This window comes from Bacillota bacterium, assembly GCA_013178125.1.
Classification (GTDB): Bacteria; Bacillota; SHA-98; order Ch115; family JABLXJ01; genus JABLXL01.
Genome location: JABLXJ010000003.1, coordinates 51,084 through 66,777, shown reverse-complemented (window position 1 = coordinate 66,777; position 15,694 = coordinate 51,084). Strand labels below are relative to the sequence as shown.

Genomic DNA, 15,694 nt, shown 5'->3' with positions numbered 1-15,694 from the left:
CCCGATTCCCCCTACCCTGATTCTCATGTTCAATCGCAGCCCGTCGCCGTGCCGTTGGAACTCTTGAGAAGGTCATAAGGGTTTCGCTTAACGACCATGAGCGAGAGGTAATCCTTCTTTTGCCCACCCAGATGAGCAACATCGGTACTTAAGAGCTCGTCTCCGTGGCCCAGGCGGCTGGCAAAGAGGCAATTCCCAGAAAGCCCGAGCTCCGCGAGCAACCTCACTATCTGGTCGTAGTTACTTGCCGCCTTCATCAATATGATATTGTCGAAGCTTCGGAGAGCCTCCTCAAGTTGGGAGGGGTCGCCCATACCCGGCAGAATAGCCACCGTCTCATCACCCTCGGCAAGGGGCACGTTGAAGGCTGCAGTGCACGCCGAAAATGACGTGATCCCGGGGATAGTGGTTATCTGAATATCAGGATATCCTCTCAGCCTCCGAACCACGTAACAATAAGTGCTGTAAAGGAGCGGGTCGCCCAGCGTAACAAACGCCACGTCCTGGCCTGCATCAAGTTTCTCAAGCATCTTGCTTACAGCCGTCCCCCAATGTAGCTCTAGTTCCTTTTTTTCACGGGTCATGGGGAAGACCAGCTCCAGCCGGTTGACTTGCCTGCCTAAAGCTTTTTCAACAATTGAAAGCGCGATACCCTCCCGATCTTGAGAGGATACGGGCGATGCAACCACGTCTACCTCGCTCAAGATCCTGTATGCCTTCATGGTGAGGAGTTCCGGGTCTCCCGGTCCTACTCCGATGCCGTAAAGCCTTCCTCTCACTCCTCTCACCCCTCTTCATCACCATTTCCGCCGCGCGGATGCTCTACCTTTGGGCCTCCTCTTTACCCTTTACTGCCGTGATGATATAAACGGGGTTGAGGCCCTGCCACATCCTTACCTCCTCGATCCCGGCGACCCTGGCCACCGTCACGCAGCAGATATCCGCGATCCAAAGCCCCTCCCAGGGTAGCGCCTCAAGGCTCGTGCAGAAGGTCTCAAGGCTTATGGAATTTATGACGAGCCGCCCTCCGTCCAGCAGCTTTTCCCTGGCAACGCACAGGATGTCCCTCAGGTGTCCACCGCTCCCTCCAATGATGATCCGATCAGCGGGGGACAGGTCGCTTAATGCCCCGGGGGCTTCTCCCTCAATGATCTCCAGATTCCCTGCGCCGAATCTGATCGCATTTTGTCGGATTAACCCTATTGCCTCCGGGTTCCTCTCTACGGCAAAAACCTGGCCCTGTGGGGCCAGAAGGGCCGCCTCAACGGCAATGGAGCCCGTCCCCGCCCCGATATCGTAGATGATGCTATCCCTCTTTAATCTTGCCCTCGAAAGCGTAATAGTCCTCGCTTCGGCTTTGGTCATTGGCACCCCGCCCTGGATGAACCAGTCGTCCGGGATGCCCGGCGTAGAGTAATGCCACGCTATTCTCTGATGCATCTCATGCCACCCCTCTCAATCCCCCACATCCCCGACCACCATCACACAATTGCCGCCGAGGCTATGTTCATGAGCGAGAGTCTCAAGGTTCCCATCTATCAGGCGCTCTTTTGGATACGATAGGTTCTCCGCGACTATCACCCTCCTGTTCCCGACCCCATTCTCCAAGAGAAACCTTGCGATCCTCGGAGGCGTAAACCTGTTATCGGTCAAGATCGCCACCTTCGGGTTGGCCAAAATAGCCTCTACGAGCCCGTCAGGCCCCCGGCCATGAAGGCTTATAACCTTCAAATCATTCCATGCGATCTTTGCCCGGGCGCAACATAGTTGTACGGAGCTTACGCCGGGGATCACCTCTATTTCATTCCTCGGTACCCATTCACAGAGGAAACCGAGGATGCTATATAGGCCAGGGTCGCCGGAAGCCAACACCCCAACTGTCTCTGTTTGCCGTTTCTCGTTAATGAAAGTCGCAACTTCTTCCAGATTGCCGCGGATCTCCCTTTTCTCCTTGCCCTCCAGGTAGCTGAATAGCTCAAGGGCCCTTTTGCCGCCGACCAGGACATCGCACTCCTCGGCCGTCCGCCGCGCTACAGGCAGGAGATAATCCCGGTATCCCGGCCCGATCCCGATCACGTAAACGCAACGAGGCCTTTTGGCATTTCCCCTGGTCGTTTTGTTGTTTGCCCGCGCGGGCCTTGCCGGTGCCTTATACTTATAAAAGACATCTCCCGGACACCCCAGCATTTCCGCCATTTCCCCGGCGTTCTCATCGAACCCGAGCACCTCGTCTGAGAGCGACAACAACACGCATCCCACACTCAACTTGTTGCCTGTGAATTCCATCGCCCTCTCGCTTGCCCGTTTGGCAACGACATTGAAAACCTCCATAAGCCCATTTGCCCTCAAGATGTCCACCGCCGCCTCGGCCGTGTTCGACGACATTACGGCCGCCACAACGTGGCGGCTTGCGCCGAGGAGGGCAGCGTGAACTGCGAGCACTTCAAGACGGCAATCCGCGACCCTGCTATGGGTGTTGAAGATGCCGGCAGATACCTTCCCTAATTTACCATGGTGGCCCAAGAGAAGAACGTGGCTGATACCTTGCCGCACACACTCCTCTAACATAAAACCTACGAAATTGCTCATCTCCACGACGGCATCATGGGGAAGGCCAAATTTCTCTACGGCCGCCCTCTCGCCGGTTTTACCCGGCACCAAAACCAGTGTCTTTCGCCCGCTCGCGGCCGCCTGGCTGATCTCAAGGGCGAGGGACTCTCGGAAAGCCTCCTCCGACATCGGCTCGACAATTCCGGTTGTGCCCAGGATCGAAATGCCCCCAATGATGCCCAGGCGCGGGTTGAAGGTCCTCGCCGCCACCTCTGCGCCCCCCGGCACGCTGAGGGTTATCTCAACGGCCTCTCCCTCCGGCAAAACCTTGCTAACCTCGGACTCGATCATCCGCATCGGAACCGGGTTGATGGCCGGCTGTCCCACCGGCACCTTGAGCCCCGGCTTTGTGACGATCCCTATTCCTTCGCCAGCCCGCACGAGGATCCTATCGGCCATCCTGGTGCTATCACCCCCCCTAGTACTATCATCCATCTTGTGGCTAACGCCATTCCCCGCACCGGGCCCTTTGTCATATCCTTTAGCCTCAGCGTGCTTCGCCTCGGCATAGATCGTAAGCCCCCTTGTCACGTCAGGATCATCCCCTGGGTCCTTAACCACGCCACACATGGCGTATCCGTCCCCTATCTTGACATCAATGAGGTGCAGTGTAAGCGAGCTGCCTGCTGGAAGGGCCACCTCTATCTCCTTGAGGGGGCAACCTTCAAAGAGCATGCGGGTCGCGGCCTTGGCAGCCGCGGCGGCACAGGTGCCGGTGGTGTAGCCCCTCCTCAAAAGACGTCCATTTTGTCTGACTGGCTCGAGCATCCTTCTTCTCCAGCCTTCCTTTTTAGGGGTCTTTCCGTGTTTCTCGAAGTCAATGCCCGTGGCTAGGGGCCCATGGTGGCCGCGACCTTGATCAATGCCCGTTTATAGGCAGCTACCGTACGCTCTACATCCTCCTCAGAATGCGCTGCCGACAAGAATGCGGTCTCAAACTGAGAAGAGGCAAGGTAGATCCCTTCTTTGAGCATGATCTTAAAGAAGTCGCTATACGCCCGGACATCAGCTGTCTTGGCCGTGTCGTAGTCAAAGACCTCGCCGTGGGTGAAGAAAACGCAAAACATGGAACCAGCCCGAGTTATATATACAGGTATGCCGTTTTTGCTTGCAAAATCCGATATCTGGCTAAGGAGGTATGATGTTTTCCCTTCAAGTTCCTCGTATATGCGTCTATCTTGCAAAAGCTCCAGTACAGCAATTCCTGCTGCCATTGCAAGGGGATTCCCCGAAAGGGTTCCGGCCTGGTATACGGGGCCTGATGGAGCCAAAACCCCCATGATCTCTTTCTTGCCTCCGTAAGCCCCCACTGGCAGGCCGCCACCAATGATCTTTCCAAGACACGTCAGGTCAGGTGCCACGTTGTAAAGCTCCTGCGCCCCGCCAGGCGCGACTCTGAACCCCGTAATGACCTCGTCGAAGATGAGCAACGCACCGTGATCTCGCGTTATCCTTCTCAGACCTTCTAGGTAGCCCATTTTCGGCAAGACGAGCCCCATGTTTCCTGCTATCGGCTCAACAATGACCGCAGCGATATCCTCCCCGAATTGACTGAAGGCCTCTTCCACAGGAGCGAGATCATTATAGGGGAGCACGATAGTATCCCTTACTGCATTCTGCGTTACGCCAGCGCTCCCCGGTATGCCCAGCGTGATTGCCCCAGATCCAGCGCTTACCAAGAGGCTGTCAGCGTGGCCGTGATAGCAGCCTGCAAACTTGATTATCTTGTTTCGTCCCGTGTAGCCTCTTGCCACACGCAATGCGCTCATCGTCGCTTCAGTCCCGGAATTGACCATCCTCACCCTTTCGATGGACGGCACAGCCTCAACGATAAGCCTCGCAAGCCTGGTTTCAAGCTCAGTCGGCGCCCCGTAACTCGTCCCTTTCTCGGCAGCCTTCTTAATGGCCTCCACGACCTTAGGATGAGCGTGGCCCAAAATTAATGGCCCCCAGGAGCAAACGTAGTCTATATAGGAATGCCCGTCCACATCATAGATTCTCGAACCCTCTCCCCTATCTATGAACAAAGGATGCATGTCCACAGCCTTGTACGCCCTTACCGGGCTATTGACGCCGCCTGGGATATACCGCTCAGCCTCGGCGTATAGCTCAAGCGACCGGGATTTTGCGCTTAATCCCCCATTCTCATTCACCATTTTGTCTCCCCTCTTCATTCCTCACTAAAGCCAAAAACACCCCCCGGTATTTCAAATCTCTTAGCCGTCGCGCAGCCATCGTGCTACATCCCTGGCATAGTAGGTAATAATGATATCCGCCCCTGCCCTTTTTAATGAGGTCAATACCTCCAAAACGGTCGATCTCCTATCTATCCACCCTCTTTCGGCGGCCGCCTCTATCATGGCATACTCCCCGCTTACATTGTAAGCGGCAACCGGCACCCGAAACCTATCTTTGACCCTGCGGATCACATCCCCGTAAGCCAGGGCGGGCTTGACCATCACAATATCCGCCCCCTCGTCGAGATCCAGCTCCACCTCACGCAGAGCCTGGTCGCTGTTGGCGGGATCCATTTGATACGAGCGGCGATCCCCAAATTGAGGGGCCGAATCCGCCGCCTCCCGGAAAGGGCCGTAAAAGCTCGAGGCATACTTGGCGGCATAGGAAAGAATCAGGACATGGGGGAAACCTGCATCGTCCAGCTTCCTCCTGATCGCCTGGACTCGCCCGTCCATCATATCCGACGGCGCGACGATGTCCGCACCCGCGAGGGCATGAGACAGGGCCACCTCCGCCAAAAGCCCGCAGGAAGGGTCATTTTCGATCCTGGTCCCGGAGCTATCCACAAGTCCGCAGTGCCCCGTGCTGGTATACTGACACAGGCAGACGTCTGTGATTACGACCAGGTCGGAAACGGCCTTCTTTATAGCCCGAACAGCTCGCTGCACTATCCCGTCCTCATGCCATGCCTCGCTCCCAAAGGGGTCCTTAGTCTCCGGTAATCCAAAGAGAATGACGGCAGGGATCCCTAGATCATAAAGGGTTTTCGCCTCCTCGCTGATCAAGTCCACGGAGATGTGATGGTTCCGCGGCATCGAGGGTATTTCTTTTCTTACACGCTCGCCGGGCGCCACGAAAAGCGGGTATACGAGGTCATCCAGGGTCAAATGGGTTTCCCTGATCATCCTTCGTATCCCTTCTTTCTCGCGAAGCCGTCTCATCCTAACCATTGGGTACCCCACGAGACTTCCTCCTCTCTTCTGCCCATTTAACAAGGGCTTCAACCAACCCTGGTATGGTATGTTCCGCGGCCACAATCTCGGGCTCTAATCCGAAATCCTGGACGGCTTCGGCAGTTATCGGTCCTATACATGCGATGGTTATGCCATCCAGGAGCCGTTTTGCATCTTGCCCTCCTATAGATGCAATGAAATTCCTCACCGTGGAGGAACTCGTGAATGTAATAACATGAATCTCCCTCCGGCTAAGCATCATGGAAATGACGGGAAGTAGTCCCTTTCTAAGCGTGCTTTCTTTTTCGATAGTTGTGCGATATGCTGCGACTTCATCCACAATAGCCCCCCTCGACCTCAAGGCTTGTGGCAGAACCTCTCGCGCCCCGGCGGCGCGAGGGAGGAGAAATCGACGGCCACGCACCTGATCGTCTTTCAGCTCCAATGCCAAACTCTCGGCACGATAGGTTTTCGGCACCAGATCGGGCCGCAGCCCAAAGGCCGCAAGACCCTCCGCAGTCGAAGGGCCGATGGCCCCAATGCGGACGCTGCCAAGCATTCGTACGTCTTTACCCGAAACAAGCAAACGCCTCATAAAACATCTGACCCCATTAACGCTTGTAAAGAGAATCCAATCGTAGCTTTCAATCCTTGCTATAGCATCATCCATGGGCTGCAAATCCTCAGGATCGCTGATTCTTATCGTTGGAAACTCAAGCGGCTCTCCCCCGTGCTGGGTTATAAGCCGGCTTAATTCGGAAGACTGTTCTCGTGAGCGCGTCACAAGTATCCGCAGGCCGAAAAGAGGCTTCTTTTCGCGCCATTTCAGGAGTTCCCGAAGTTTTGCGACCTCCCCCACCACGATTACAGCAGGGGGGCCGAATCCCGCCTTCCGGACCTTCTCCACGATGTCATTCAGGTTGCCTACGATTGTCCTTTGCTCCGCCCTCGTCCCGCCTTGAATTACGGCAACGGGTGTATTGATGTCTTTTCCGTCTGCCTGCAAGCGTTTGACGATTTCCGCGAGATTGCCCATGCCCATTAGGAACACGAGGGTATCTGCGGACCCCGTGGCCTGCCATTCGTAGGTGCGCGTTTCTTTCCGGTTCGAAGCTTCGCTCCCTGCGAAGATGGCAACGGAAGAGGCGTATCTCCGGTCGGTCACCGGGATGCCGGAATACGCTGGGACAGCGACGGCAGACGTCACGCCGGGCACGGCTTCAAATGGGATTCCATGCTCTGCCAAAACCCCTGCCTCTTCCCCGCCTCTACCGAAGACAAAGGGATCACCGCCTTTCAGCCGGACAACAACCTTCCCCTCAGCGGCCTTCTCAACCAATAGGGAATTGATTTCATCCTGGCTCAAACCCTTCAAGCCCGGACCTTTCCCCGCATATATCAGCTCAGCCTCTTCGGGGGCGCTGTTTAAAAGCTGCGGGTTAACAAGTCGGTCGTAGACTATCACCTGGGCTTGTTGAATACATTCAAGCCCTTTCACCGTTATCAAGCCAGCATCGCCTGGCCCAGCTCCAACCAGGTAGACCATTCCCTTCTCGCCCATTCTCGAATTCATTGAACTCACCTTCGTTGAATTTTTCCAAGGCCTTTCAGGATATTGACACCGCCGCACTCCAATAGCTCTTTTGCCAACCTCTGGCCCAATTTTTCTCTTTCCTCCATCCGGCCCTTTATCTTCCCCCTTAAAATATCTCGCCCATTTGGACTAGCCAAAACTCCCTGTAAGGTTAATTCCCCATTTTCAACGTAGCCGAACGCCCCAATGGGAGCATGGCAACCCCCTCCAAGTGTTTTAAGAAAGGAGCGTTCCGCTGTAGTAGCGGCCCTCGCCATCGGGTCATCGAGGGAGGCTACGATCCCTAAAAGAGCCGGGTCATCTCTCCGAACTTCGATGGCCAATGCACCCTGGCCGGGCGCGGGCATGCAGATTTCAAAGGGGATGCGCTCCCTTATCAGGTGTGCGAGGCCCAGTCTTTCAAGGCCTGCAGCGGCGAGGATTATTCCGTCCAATCCGAGGCTTTCCATCTTCGCAAGGCGAGTCTCGATATTGCCCCGAACGGGGATAAATTCGAGGTCAGGTCGAAGGCTCCGCAGCTGTGCAATGCGCCTTGGGCTGCTGGTTCCCAATTTGCCTCTCGGAGGCAATTCATCAAGGCTTTCATATCTGGACGACACAAACGCATCTAGAGGGTCTCCTCTCGAAATAACGGCTCCAATCAACAAGCCCTGGGGTAAATCGACGGGCAAATCCTTCAAACTGTGCACAGCCATATCTATGCCGCCCGAAAGCAGCTGAATTTCTAACTCCTTGACGAACACGCCCTCCCCGCCGATCTCATAGAGGGGCGCATCCGGATTTTTATCCGCGCTGGTCGTAACCTCTTTAAGGACGAATTCAATTGAATGGATCTGAGAGAGCAAGTCCACAACCAGCTTCGTCTGCGCCAGGGCCAGTCTGCTACCTCTTGTGCCGATAATTACTCGACTTTTCACGCTCATCCTCCGCATCCCGAAGTATCTCCCAAATTGCCTCATACTGTGTATCAAGGATATCCTCCAGCCGCTCCCGGATCCTTCGACAAAGGGCAGGGTTTTTGCCTTCTGTTGAAATCGCAAAGGTCAACCCGCCTCTTCGTACTGTGGAGGGGAAAATGAAGTTCGACTCATCCGGGCTATCTGCTACATTAACCAAGGCTCCTGTTTCTCCCGCCTCTTTTGCAACCAATCCATTAGTTTTCCTGTCGTCGGTGCAGGCAAGCACCAGGAATGCGCCATGACAATCCCCCGGCATATATCGCCGCGCCTCCCATGTCAACCTGCCCGATTGGACCCAATTCTCAAACTCTCCGGTTATATCGGGGCTGATCACGTGGACCTTGCCATGGCACGCTAGAAGCGCCCTCACCCTCCTCTCGGCAACTCGCCCACCCCCAATGACTACGCATTTCTTTTCGTAGATATCCATCATTAAAGGGAGGTAGCGCTTATCCAGTGAGATCCACCTTCTTTCTCTTTTGCCTCTTCCATGGTTTCAACCCCGGTTTCTAGCTTTTTAACCTGGGGGCCATCGAGGTGTATATGGTTTAGGCCCAGAAGTCTCGCGACGAGATGTAGCAATGCCCCCTCGTCTTCCTTCCCGGGGCTTTTTGCGTTCCATATGTTTTTAAGCCCCATGATAGGTCCATGGAGAAGCTTGTTAATCATCGATATCGTGACTGCATTTATGATTTCCTTCTCTTTGATTCCAAGATGGGGAAGCTTCCGCCAGGCTTCTTCCACTGCCTCCCTGCGGATCTCTTCGAACCGCCCCCGGAGAGCCGAAATCACAGGGATAATGGCCCTTTCTCGGAACCACATCTCTACTTCCTCTGTCTTCTCAGCGACAATGGCGCGGGCCTGTAAGAAAGGCTGCCCCCCATTTCCATCGCTTCGTTGCATAACTGTTTTCAAGTCATCTATGTTATACAAGAATACATTTGGAAGCTTACCCACGTCCGGATCCACATCCCGGGGGACCGCTAGATCGATGAAAAAGAGAGCCCTCTCATTCCTGTGGCGTATTGCCCCCTCAACCTGACTTTTCTTAATAACGATGTGCGGGGCTCCAGTAGAGCTTATGACTATATCGACCCTCTCGAGCCAGTCACGGATGCCATCGAACCTTATAGCAATTCCCCCGAAAGCCTTCGCCAGTTCACAGGCCTTTTCATAGGTTCGGTTGGCGACCACAACTGAGGTTGCCCCCTGCCTCGCCAAATCTCTCACCACCAGCTCGCTGATTTCCCCCGCGCCGATCGCAAGCACGACTCGTCCCGCAAGGCTTCCGAATATGCGACGACCCAGCTCTACAGCGGCACGACCTACGGAAATACCATCTCTTCCGATTTCCGTCTCATTCCGGACCCTCTTTCCTACCTGGATGGCTTTGCGTAGGATATGGTCGAGCACGGGGCCGACGGCCTTTTCCTCCAGGGCATTGACATAGGCGCTCCGGACCTGGCCTAAGATCTGATCCTCACCGAGGATCATGGAGTCGAGGCCGGCGGCAACCAGGAACACATGCTCCACCGCTTTCAGGCCGAGATAGGTATATAAATATCCGTCAAGTTCACTATCTTCAAATCCCCCATGGCGGGCGAGAAAGCCGCAAAGCTTCACCGCGGCAGAATCAATATCATTGTCATTGGAAACCGCAAGCACCTCTACGCGGTTACAGGTGGAGAGCACTAGTGCTTCAGAGATACCGGAGGTGGCAATCAGCGCGGCGAGGGCCCTCTTCGACTCGGATTTGCTGAAAGAGAGCCGTTCCCTTATGCTCACAGGCGCTATCTCATGATTGGTCCCGACGAGTAGAAGCTGCATTCCTGCTCCTCCAATTTATTTAAATGCTCGCATGCCTCACTGTCACCACCGCCATCAAGAAAAAGAAGGCGGAATAGATAATCATCACCGCAAACGAGTCCACGGGAAACCTCTGCCCCAAGGCCGCTGCCCTAATACAATTGCTGGCATGGGTCAGGGGGAGCGCCCGGGCGAGATATTGGGCCCATTCGGGGAGCCTGGCCAGGGGGAAGAAGGTTCCCGCCAGAAAGGACATGGGCGTTATGAAGAACGTATTGAAGCTCGCCTGGTCGGCGTGGGACTTGACCACCATGGCCGTTATCACGGCGGCAGAGGCAAACATAAAGGTATTTGCCAGGACCGATAGCCATAGGAGCAAGCTCAGATGGGGGCGTATTCCGAAGGCCAGGGTGAGAAGGTAAATCGTGCCCCCCGCTAACAGGCCCTTGACCATCCCACTCAATACCTCCCCCAGCACTATCTGCCACGGCGAGAGCGGGGCCACTTGCAGCCGCTCAAATGACCTCAAGTAGAACCTCGCGATGTTGATCTCTGTGGCGATGTTGAAGCTGTTGTTCATGCTGCCAAGCGCCATGAGCCCGGGAATCATAAAGTGCATATAGTTGGTTCCCTGCACCGTCAGGTTTCGCCCCACCCCCCAGCCAAAGGCGATGAGGAATAAGAGGGGTGAAACGCAAAAAGAGATTATGGTTTTGGGTAACCTCTGTCGCAAGATCCGCATTTCGCGCCAGAAGACAGCGTATACTCCACTCATGCTGGTCTCCTCTCTTCGCTCTGAGCGCGCAAGGGGCGGTTGATATTCGTCAATCTACCCCGCGCTTTCCTGTCAGTCTGATGAAAACGTCCTCCAGATTTGCGCTCCGAATGAGAGCATCCTGTTGAAAGCCTGCGGCAAAATGAGCGGCCTCCTCCCGGGTTTCGAAAAAAGCCCTCTCCGTCTCCCCGTTACGGTAGATCTCCACGACCCAATTGCCTGCCTCCGTAAGCATCTTCTGCGGCGTATCAAGGACGATGAGCCTCCCGTTGTCGATAATTCCTACACGATGGCACAGGTGCTCAGCCTCCTCAATATAGTGGGTGGTGAGGAAGATCGTCCCTCCATCGCTATTGATCCGCCGGATGAGATCCCATATGCTCCTGCGGGACTGCGGGTCCAACCCGACAGTCGGTTCATCGAGGAAGAGGATCTGCGGCCTGTGCATGAGGGCGCAGACGATCATCAAACGCCTCTTCATCCCTCCTGAAAATGTCTTGACAGGATATCTCGCCCGCTCCGCAAGGCCGGCAAAAGTCAAGAGCTCCGACGCCCTTTTTCTCCGGTCCTCCCTCCCCATTCGGTAAAGAAGCCCGCAAAGCTCCAGGTTTTCCTCGGCGCTCAGGTCACCGTCGAGGTTGATATATTGGGGAACAACCCCGATGCCCATTTTGGCCTTTACAGCCTCTTTCACGACATCGTAGCCGTTCACAAGGGCATATCCCGAGGTGGGCTTGGTTAGCGTGGTGAGCATCCGTATGGTGGTGGTCTTGCCGGCGCCGTTTGGGCCGAGAAAGCCGAAGATCTCGCCCTTCTTCACCACAAGGTCCACCCCGTCGACCGCCACTATCGAGCCGTATTGCTTGCGAAGCCTCACAAGTTCTATCACTGATGGCCTCACCCCCGTACCTGCCCCGACAACCCCTCGATGTCCCCTTCGATCTCCAGATATAGCTTTTGAAGCGCCTCATTCATCTCTTGAGAGGGTTGCCACATCCCGCGCTGGATGGCTTCGAGAAGCCTCTCCGTTATGTTTTGGAGGGCATAGATGTTATGTTCCCTCATCCATTCCTGCATATCTTTATCCAATGCATACTTTTGGGCGAGCCCCTCATACATCCAGTCCTCCAGCACCTCCGCCGTAGCGTCCCAGCCGAATGCGATCTCCACCGTCATGGAGAGGTCATGCGCCCCCTTGTATCCGTGCCGCTTCAAACCCTCGATCCACTTGGGATTCAATATCCGCGCCCTGAATACGTGCGCCGTCTCCTCCTTTGCTGTCCTCACCTTGACCCTGTCCGGGTCGGAGGAATCACCGGCGAAGGATTGGGGGAGCTTCCCCTTGAACGCCTTCACCGCTGCGATCATCCCGCCATGATATGAATAAAAGTCGTCGCTTGATAGCATGTCGTATTCGCGGCTATCTTCGTTCTTAACCGTGGCATCCAGCCTCGCAAGCCGCTTTTGGAAAACGTCGGGCACCGTGCGCCCGTAAGTCGCCTGGGTGTAAGCATAACCTCCCCATGTGACGTAGACGCGGGCCAGGTCTTGCTCATTCTCCCACATCTTGCTGAAGATGGCCTCGCTCACCCCCGCTCCATAGGCGCCCGGCTTGCACCCGAAAATGCGATAGCTGGCCCTTTCCCTTGCCTCAAGCTCTTCCAAACCCTCTTCCAGATAGCCTTTTACTTCCTCCCGATAGTGTTTTGCCAGGAAATTCACCTCGTCCGGCTCATCCAACTGGGCCACCTGGCGGACAGCTTCATCTATCAGATTGACGACGACAGGGAAGGCATCCCTGAAGAACCCGCTAATGCGGAGGGTTACGTCAATCCTCGGCCGGCCCAATTCTTCGATAGGGATGATCTCAATGCCTTCCACATGTCCGGAGCCGGGTTCCCACTTCGGCTTCACCCCCATGAGATAGAGGACCTCGCCAATATCATCCCCCCGGGTGCGCATGGTGGGGCTTCCCCAGACCACCATCCCTATGCTCTCAGGGTACCTCCCCTCCTCCGCCAGGTACTTCTCGAGCAGGGCGTCACCAAGCTTCCTGCCGACCTCATAGGCCGCGGGCGAAGGAACGGCACGCGGGTCCAGCGAGTAGAAATTCCTACCGGTGGGAAGGATATCACCCATCCCTCTGGTGGGGCACCCGGAGGGGCCTGGGGGCACAAACCTGCCCTCTAGCGCCCCGATGGAGTTTTCTATTTCATCACGGGTCCTGGCGACCTTCGGCACAAGCGCATCGCTCATATACCTGAGAACCGCGGCTATTTTCTCGTTTCTCCCGTGGAGGCAGGTCTCGATGACCTCCTCGATAGCTGCGGGATTAAATCCCTGCTTTTGATACTCGCCGACCAAGGCAAAAGCCAGGTCATTGAGCTCATCTAGAATCTCCCCGTTTACCCGTCCGTCGGGGTTGAGCTTGCCCCGGTTGGCCAGGATATCCTCATAATCGTAGCCCATGTGCTCCGCCAGCGCCTGGCGCAGGGAGGGGACATCCCCATTTTTGAGACGTGTGAGGGCCACCAGGAAGCTTTGCAGGCGGTCGTCTTCGGGCGGCCTACCGAGGACGTGCAGTCCGTCGGAGATGAGTGTATCCTTGAGCTCGCTCAGGTAGGCGTGAAGGCGTTCTAAGAACCGGTCATAATCACAAAAGGCTTCTTCTTCGCTCATGCGCAGGTCAAGATGGAGATTAGCGCTTACGACCTCCTCCCAGATCATCTTTCGCAGGATTGAAATCTTGGCCGGATCCTCGCTCTTGGACCTATAGTACTCATTCAGCTTGTTCTCGACGGCAAGCGTCCCCTCATACAGGTCCGCATTAGTCATCACAGGGATCAGGTGGTCAACCAGGGCGCAATAGCTCCGCCTCTTGGCTTGGGTGCCCTCGCCGGGATCATTGATGATATACGGGTAAATATTGGGCAAGGTGGAGATGGCGAGATCGGGAAAGCAACTCTCCGATAGGCCGCAACCTTTGCCCGGAAGCCATTCCAGGGAGCCGTGCTTCCCTATGTGCATTACGGCATCGGCCTTGAAGACCTCCTTTATCCAGCGATAATACGCCAGATAATGGTGGGGCGGGGATACATCCGGCGAATGATAGATTTTCGAGGGATCATCGTAAAAGCCCCTGGGTGGCTGCAATCCCACGAAGACGTTCCCGAAGACCATGCCGGGGATGAGGAGCTTGCCATCGTAGCAAAAGAGCCCCCCTGGGGGCTCTCCCCATCCATCTATCACCCTCTGTTGAGCCTCGACGGGGAAGGCAGAGAAGAACCCCTCATAACGCTCTCTAGATACAGAATCAACCGCTTTTGCCTGCAGCTCCTCTGGGCTCATCCAGCGCCGGTCATTGGTGAGTCCCCCGAGCAACATATCCATTAGCTCTTTCCCGGTCCCAGGGATGTTTTCCAGGGAATACCCCCGTGCCTCCATTTCCTTGAGGATCAGGTAGACCGACTCCGGCGAATCGAGGCCGTGGGCAGAGCCGATGGTATCATTGCGGGGCGGGTAATTATGGAAGATGATGGCCACCTTCTTTTCCCTGTTGGGGATGTGTGAAAGCCTGCCCCAATTTCTGGCAAGCTCCACAACCTTCCGGATCCGCTCGGGAATGGGTAATTGCTTCACCACCTTGGCGCCGGTATAGGGGTCGATCTCGCACAATTCGCGGCTTGCAACCGGAACGGAGATGAGGCAACCATCGAATTCTGGCATGGCCACGGATATGCTTATATCCATGATCCCTATGCCCTGAATATCGTTTCGCCACTCCTCAAGGCTTTTCTGAGTGACGATGGCCTGAATCACCGGGACGTTAAGCCTTTTAAGAAAGCCCTCGTTTTCTTTGGCGATGGCTCTGGCCCCCACGACATCCAAAGATAAGGAAAACATCAACGGGCTGATCAGAACATCGATAAGTCGGCGGCCATTCCTTGCAAAATAATTCTCCGTGATCCACTCCGCCCCTCGATTGCCGGCGTCTACATCCTTCCAGGTCATCATGAAAACCGGAAGACAATTACACCTCTGCCTTTCGATCTCATTGATGATGGCATCAATAAAGGCTGTATTATGCGAAACCCAATTGCTACGGTGAAACCAAAGCCCAATAGTCAGCCTTCCAGGGTCATAGTTTCGCTCAAGGTATTCCTCCAGAGAAACATCGTGGGAAAATGCGGGGTGATAAATCCCCTCCCAGGGCGGCTGCTCCGGCGGCCGGACTTGAAACTCCTTGCCGCCGAAGTGATTAGCTAGGAACAGGAGAAGCCCTGCGAAGTTCTCGGCGCCTCCGTAACGAATATACCTGGCCACTTCCCTTCTGGTTTCCGGAGCAACTGTGGAATAGCTTCTGTCATCATCTGTAAGCTCACTTGCGGATCCGGTGACACACACCGGCACCCCATGTACATTTAGGTAGTCTATCAGCTCATCAAAACAGGGGCAGCTTTTCTTGCCGCCGTGGAGGTGAATAACCGCAACCTGGGCACCCCCGCACGCGGCCAGGAGCCTTTCCTTCTCCTTTGCATCGAACATATTCCCGACTGCCGCGATAACCTCAATTTCGCCCGGGTAGCGTTGGACGAGGATTTGCGTTGCCTCTGAAAGAGATGGGAGATCATTATCAATGGCAGTAAAATAGATGAGCTTGAACGCCTTCATTATCTTTCACCACGTTCCTCGATGTTTAACTCACCATAGATCTGCATCTTCGCGGGTCCCACTGGCTGCGCTCACCCAAGTGCATCTA

The 15,694-nt window shown here is 55.3% G+C and carries 12 protein-coding genes; all 12 read right to left on the bottom strand.

Annotation, left to right across the window (positions count from 1 at the left end):
• Positions 1-29: 29 nt before the first annotated feature.
• The 12 genes from cobI to cobN all read right to left on the bottom strand — a co-directional run bounded on the left by cobI (position 30) and on the right by cobN (position 15,606).
• A complete protein-coding gene (gene cobI / locus HPY71_04270; GenBank protein ID NPV52722.1) occupies positions 30-779 on the bottom strand; it encodes a precorrin-2 C(20)-methyltransferase in 750 nt (249 codons plus the stop codon).
• 43 nt (positions 780-822) lie between these two features.
• Positions 823-1,440 carry a precorrin-6Y C5,15-methyltransferase (decarboxylating) subunit CbiT gene (gene cbiT, locus HPY71_04265; protein NPV52721.1) on the bottom strand — a complete coding sequence of 206 codons (618 nt, stop codon included), beginning with the start codon at positions 1,438-1,440 and terminating at the stop codon, positions 823-825.
• Between the two features lie 15 nt (positions 1,441-1,455).
• Positions 1,456-3,378 carry a cobalamin biosynthesis protein CbiD gene (cbiD, locus tag HPY71_04260; protein ID NPV52720.1) on the bottom strand — a complete coding sequence of 641 codons (1,923 nt, stop codon included), beginning with the start codon at positions 3,376-3,378 and terminating at the stop codon, positions 1,456-1,458.
• A gap of 62 nt (positions 3,379-3,440) precedes the next feature.
• Positions 3,441-4,766, bottom strand: a complete 1,326-nt coding sequence (gene hemL, locus HPY71_04255) for a glutamate-1-semialdehyde 2,1-aminomutase (protein NPV52719.1) — start codon at positions 4,764-4,766, stop codon at positions 3,441-3,443.
• 60 nt (positions 4,767-4,826) lie between these two features.
• Entirely contained in the window at positions 4,827-5,798 is a 972-nt protein-coding gene (gene hemB / locus HPY71_04250; GenBank protein NPV52718.1) for a porphobilinogen synthase, read from the bottom strand.
• The gene (cobA, locus tag HPY71_04245) at positions 5,791-7,362 is read right to left on the bottom strand and encodes a uroporphyrinogen-III C-methyltransferase (GenBank protein NPV52717.1); all 1,572 of its coding nucleotides are present in this window, start codon (positions 7,360-7,362) and stop codon (positions 5,791-5,793) included. Before cobA ends, hemB begins: the two co-directional genes overlap by 8 nt.
• Positions 7,363-7,379: 17 nt before the next feature.
• Positions 7,380-8,318, bottom strand: a complete 939-nt coding sequence (gene hemC / locus HPY71_04240; GenBank protein ID NPV52716.1) for a hydroxymethylbilane synthase — start codon at positions 8,316-8,318, stop codon at positions 7,380-7,382.
• Positions 8,278-8,787, bottom strand: a complete 510-nt coding sequence (locus HPY71_04235; protein ID NPV52715.1) for a bifunctional precorrin-2 dehydrogenase/sirohydrochlorin ferrochelatase — start codon at positions 8,785-8,787, stop codon at positions 8,278-8,280. The genes hemC and HPY71_04235 overlap by 41 nt, the downstream gene beginning before the upstream one ends.
• Entirely contained in the window at positions 8,787-10,181 is a 1,395-nt protein-coding gene (locus HPY71_04230) for a glutamyl-tRNA reductase (GenBank protein NPV52714.1), read from the bottom strand. Before HPY71_04230 ends, HPY71_04235 begins: the two co-directional genes overlap by 1 nt.
• 19 nt (positions 10,182-10,200) lie before the next feature.
• Entirely contained in the window at positions 10,201-10,935 is a 735-nt protein-coding gene (locus tag HPY71_04225) for an ABC transporter permease (GenBank protein ID NPV52713.1), read from the bottom strand.
• 49 nt (positions 10,936-10,984) lie between these two features.
• Positions 10,985-11,824, bottom strand: a complete 840-nt coding sequence (locus HPY71_04220) for an ATP-binding cassette domain-containing protein (GenBank protein ID NPV52712.1) — start codon at positions 11,822-11,824, stop codon at positions 10,985-10,987.
• Between the two features lie 8 nt (positions 11,825-11,832).
• A complete protein-coding gene (cobN, locus tag HPY71_04215) occupies positions 11,833-15,606 on the bottom strand; it encodes a cobaltochelatase subunit CobN (protein NPV52711.1) in 3,774 nt (1,257 codons plus the stop codon).
• Positions 15,607-15,694: the final 88 nt, after the last annotated feature.

Coding starts and splice junctions, on each gene's coding strand:
- cbiT (NPV52721.1), bottom strand. CDS start 1,440: ATGCATCAGAGAATAGCGTGGCATTACTCTACGCCGGGCATCCCGGAC.
- cbiD (NPV52720.1), bottom strand. CDS start 3,378: ATGCTCGAGCCAGTCAGACAAAATGGACGTCTTTTGAGGAGGGGCTAC.
- hemL (NPV52719.1), bottom strand. CDS start 4,766: ATGGTGAATGAGAATGGGGGATTAAGCGCAAAATCCCGGTCGCTTGAG.
- hemB (NPV52718.1), bottom strand. CDS start 5,798: ATGGTTAGGATGAGACGGCTTCGCGAGAAAGAAGGGATACGAAGGATG.
- cobA (NPV52717.1), bottom strand. CDS start 7,362: ATGGGCGAGAAGGGAATGGTCTACCTGGTTGGAGCTGGGCCAGGCGAT.
- hemC (NPV52716.1), bottom strand. CDS start 8,318: ATGAGCGTGAAAAGTCGAGTAATTATCGGCACAAGAGGTAGCAGACTG.
- HPY71_04235 (NPV52715.1), bottom strand. CDS start 8,787: ATGATGGATATCTACGAAAAGAAATGCGTAGTCATTGGGGGTGGGCGA.
- HPY71_04230 (NPV52714.1), bottom strand. CDS start 10,181: ATGCAGCTTCTACTCGTCGGGACCAATCATGAGATAGCGCCTGTGAGC.
- HPY71_04225 (NPV52713.1), bottom strand. CDS start 10,935: ATGAGTGGAGTATACGCTGTCTTCTGGCGCGAAATGCGGATCTTGCGA.
- cobN (NPV52711.1), bottom strand. CDS start 15,606: ATGAAGGCGTTCAAGCTCATCTATTTTACTGCCATTGATAATGATCTC.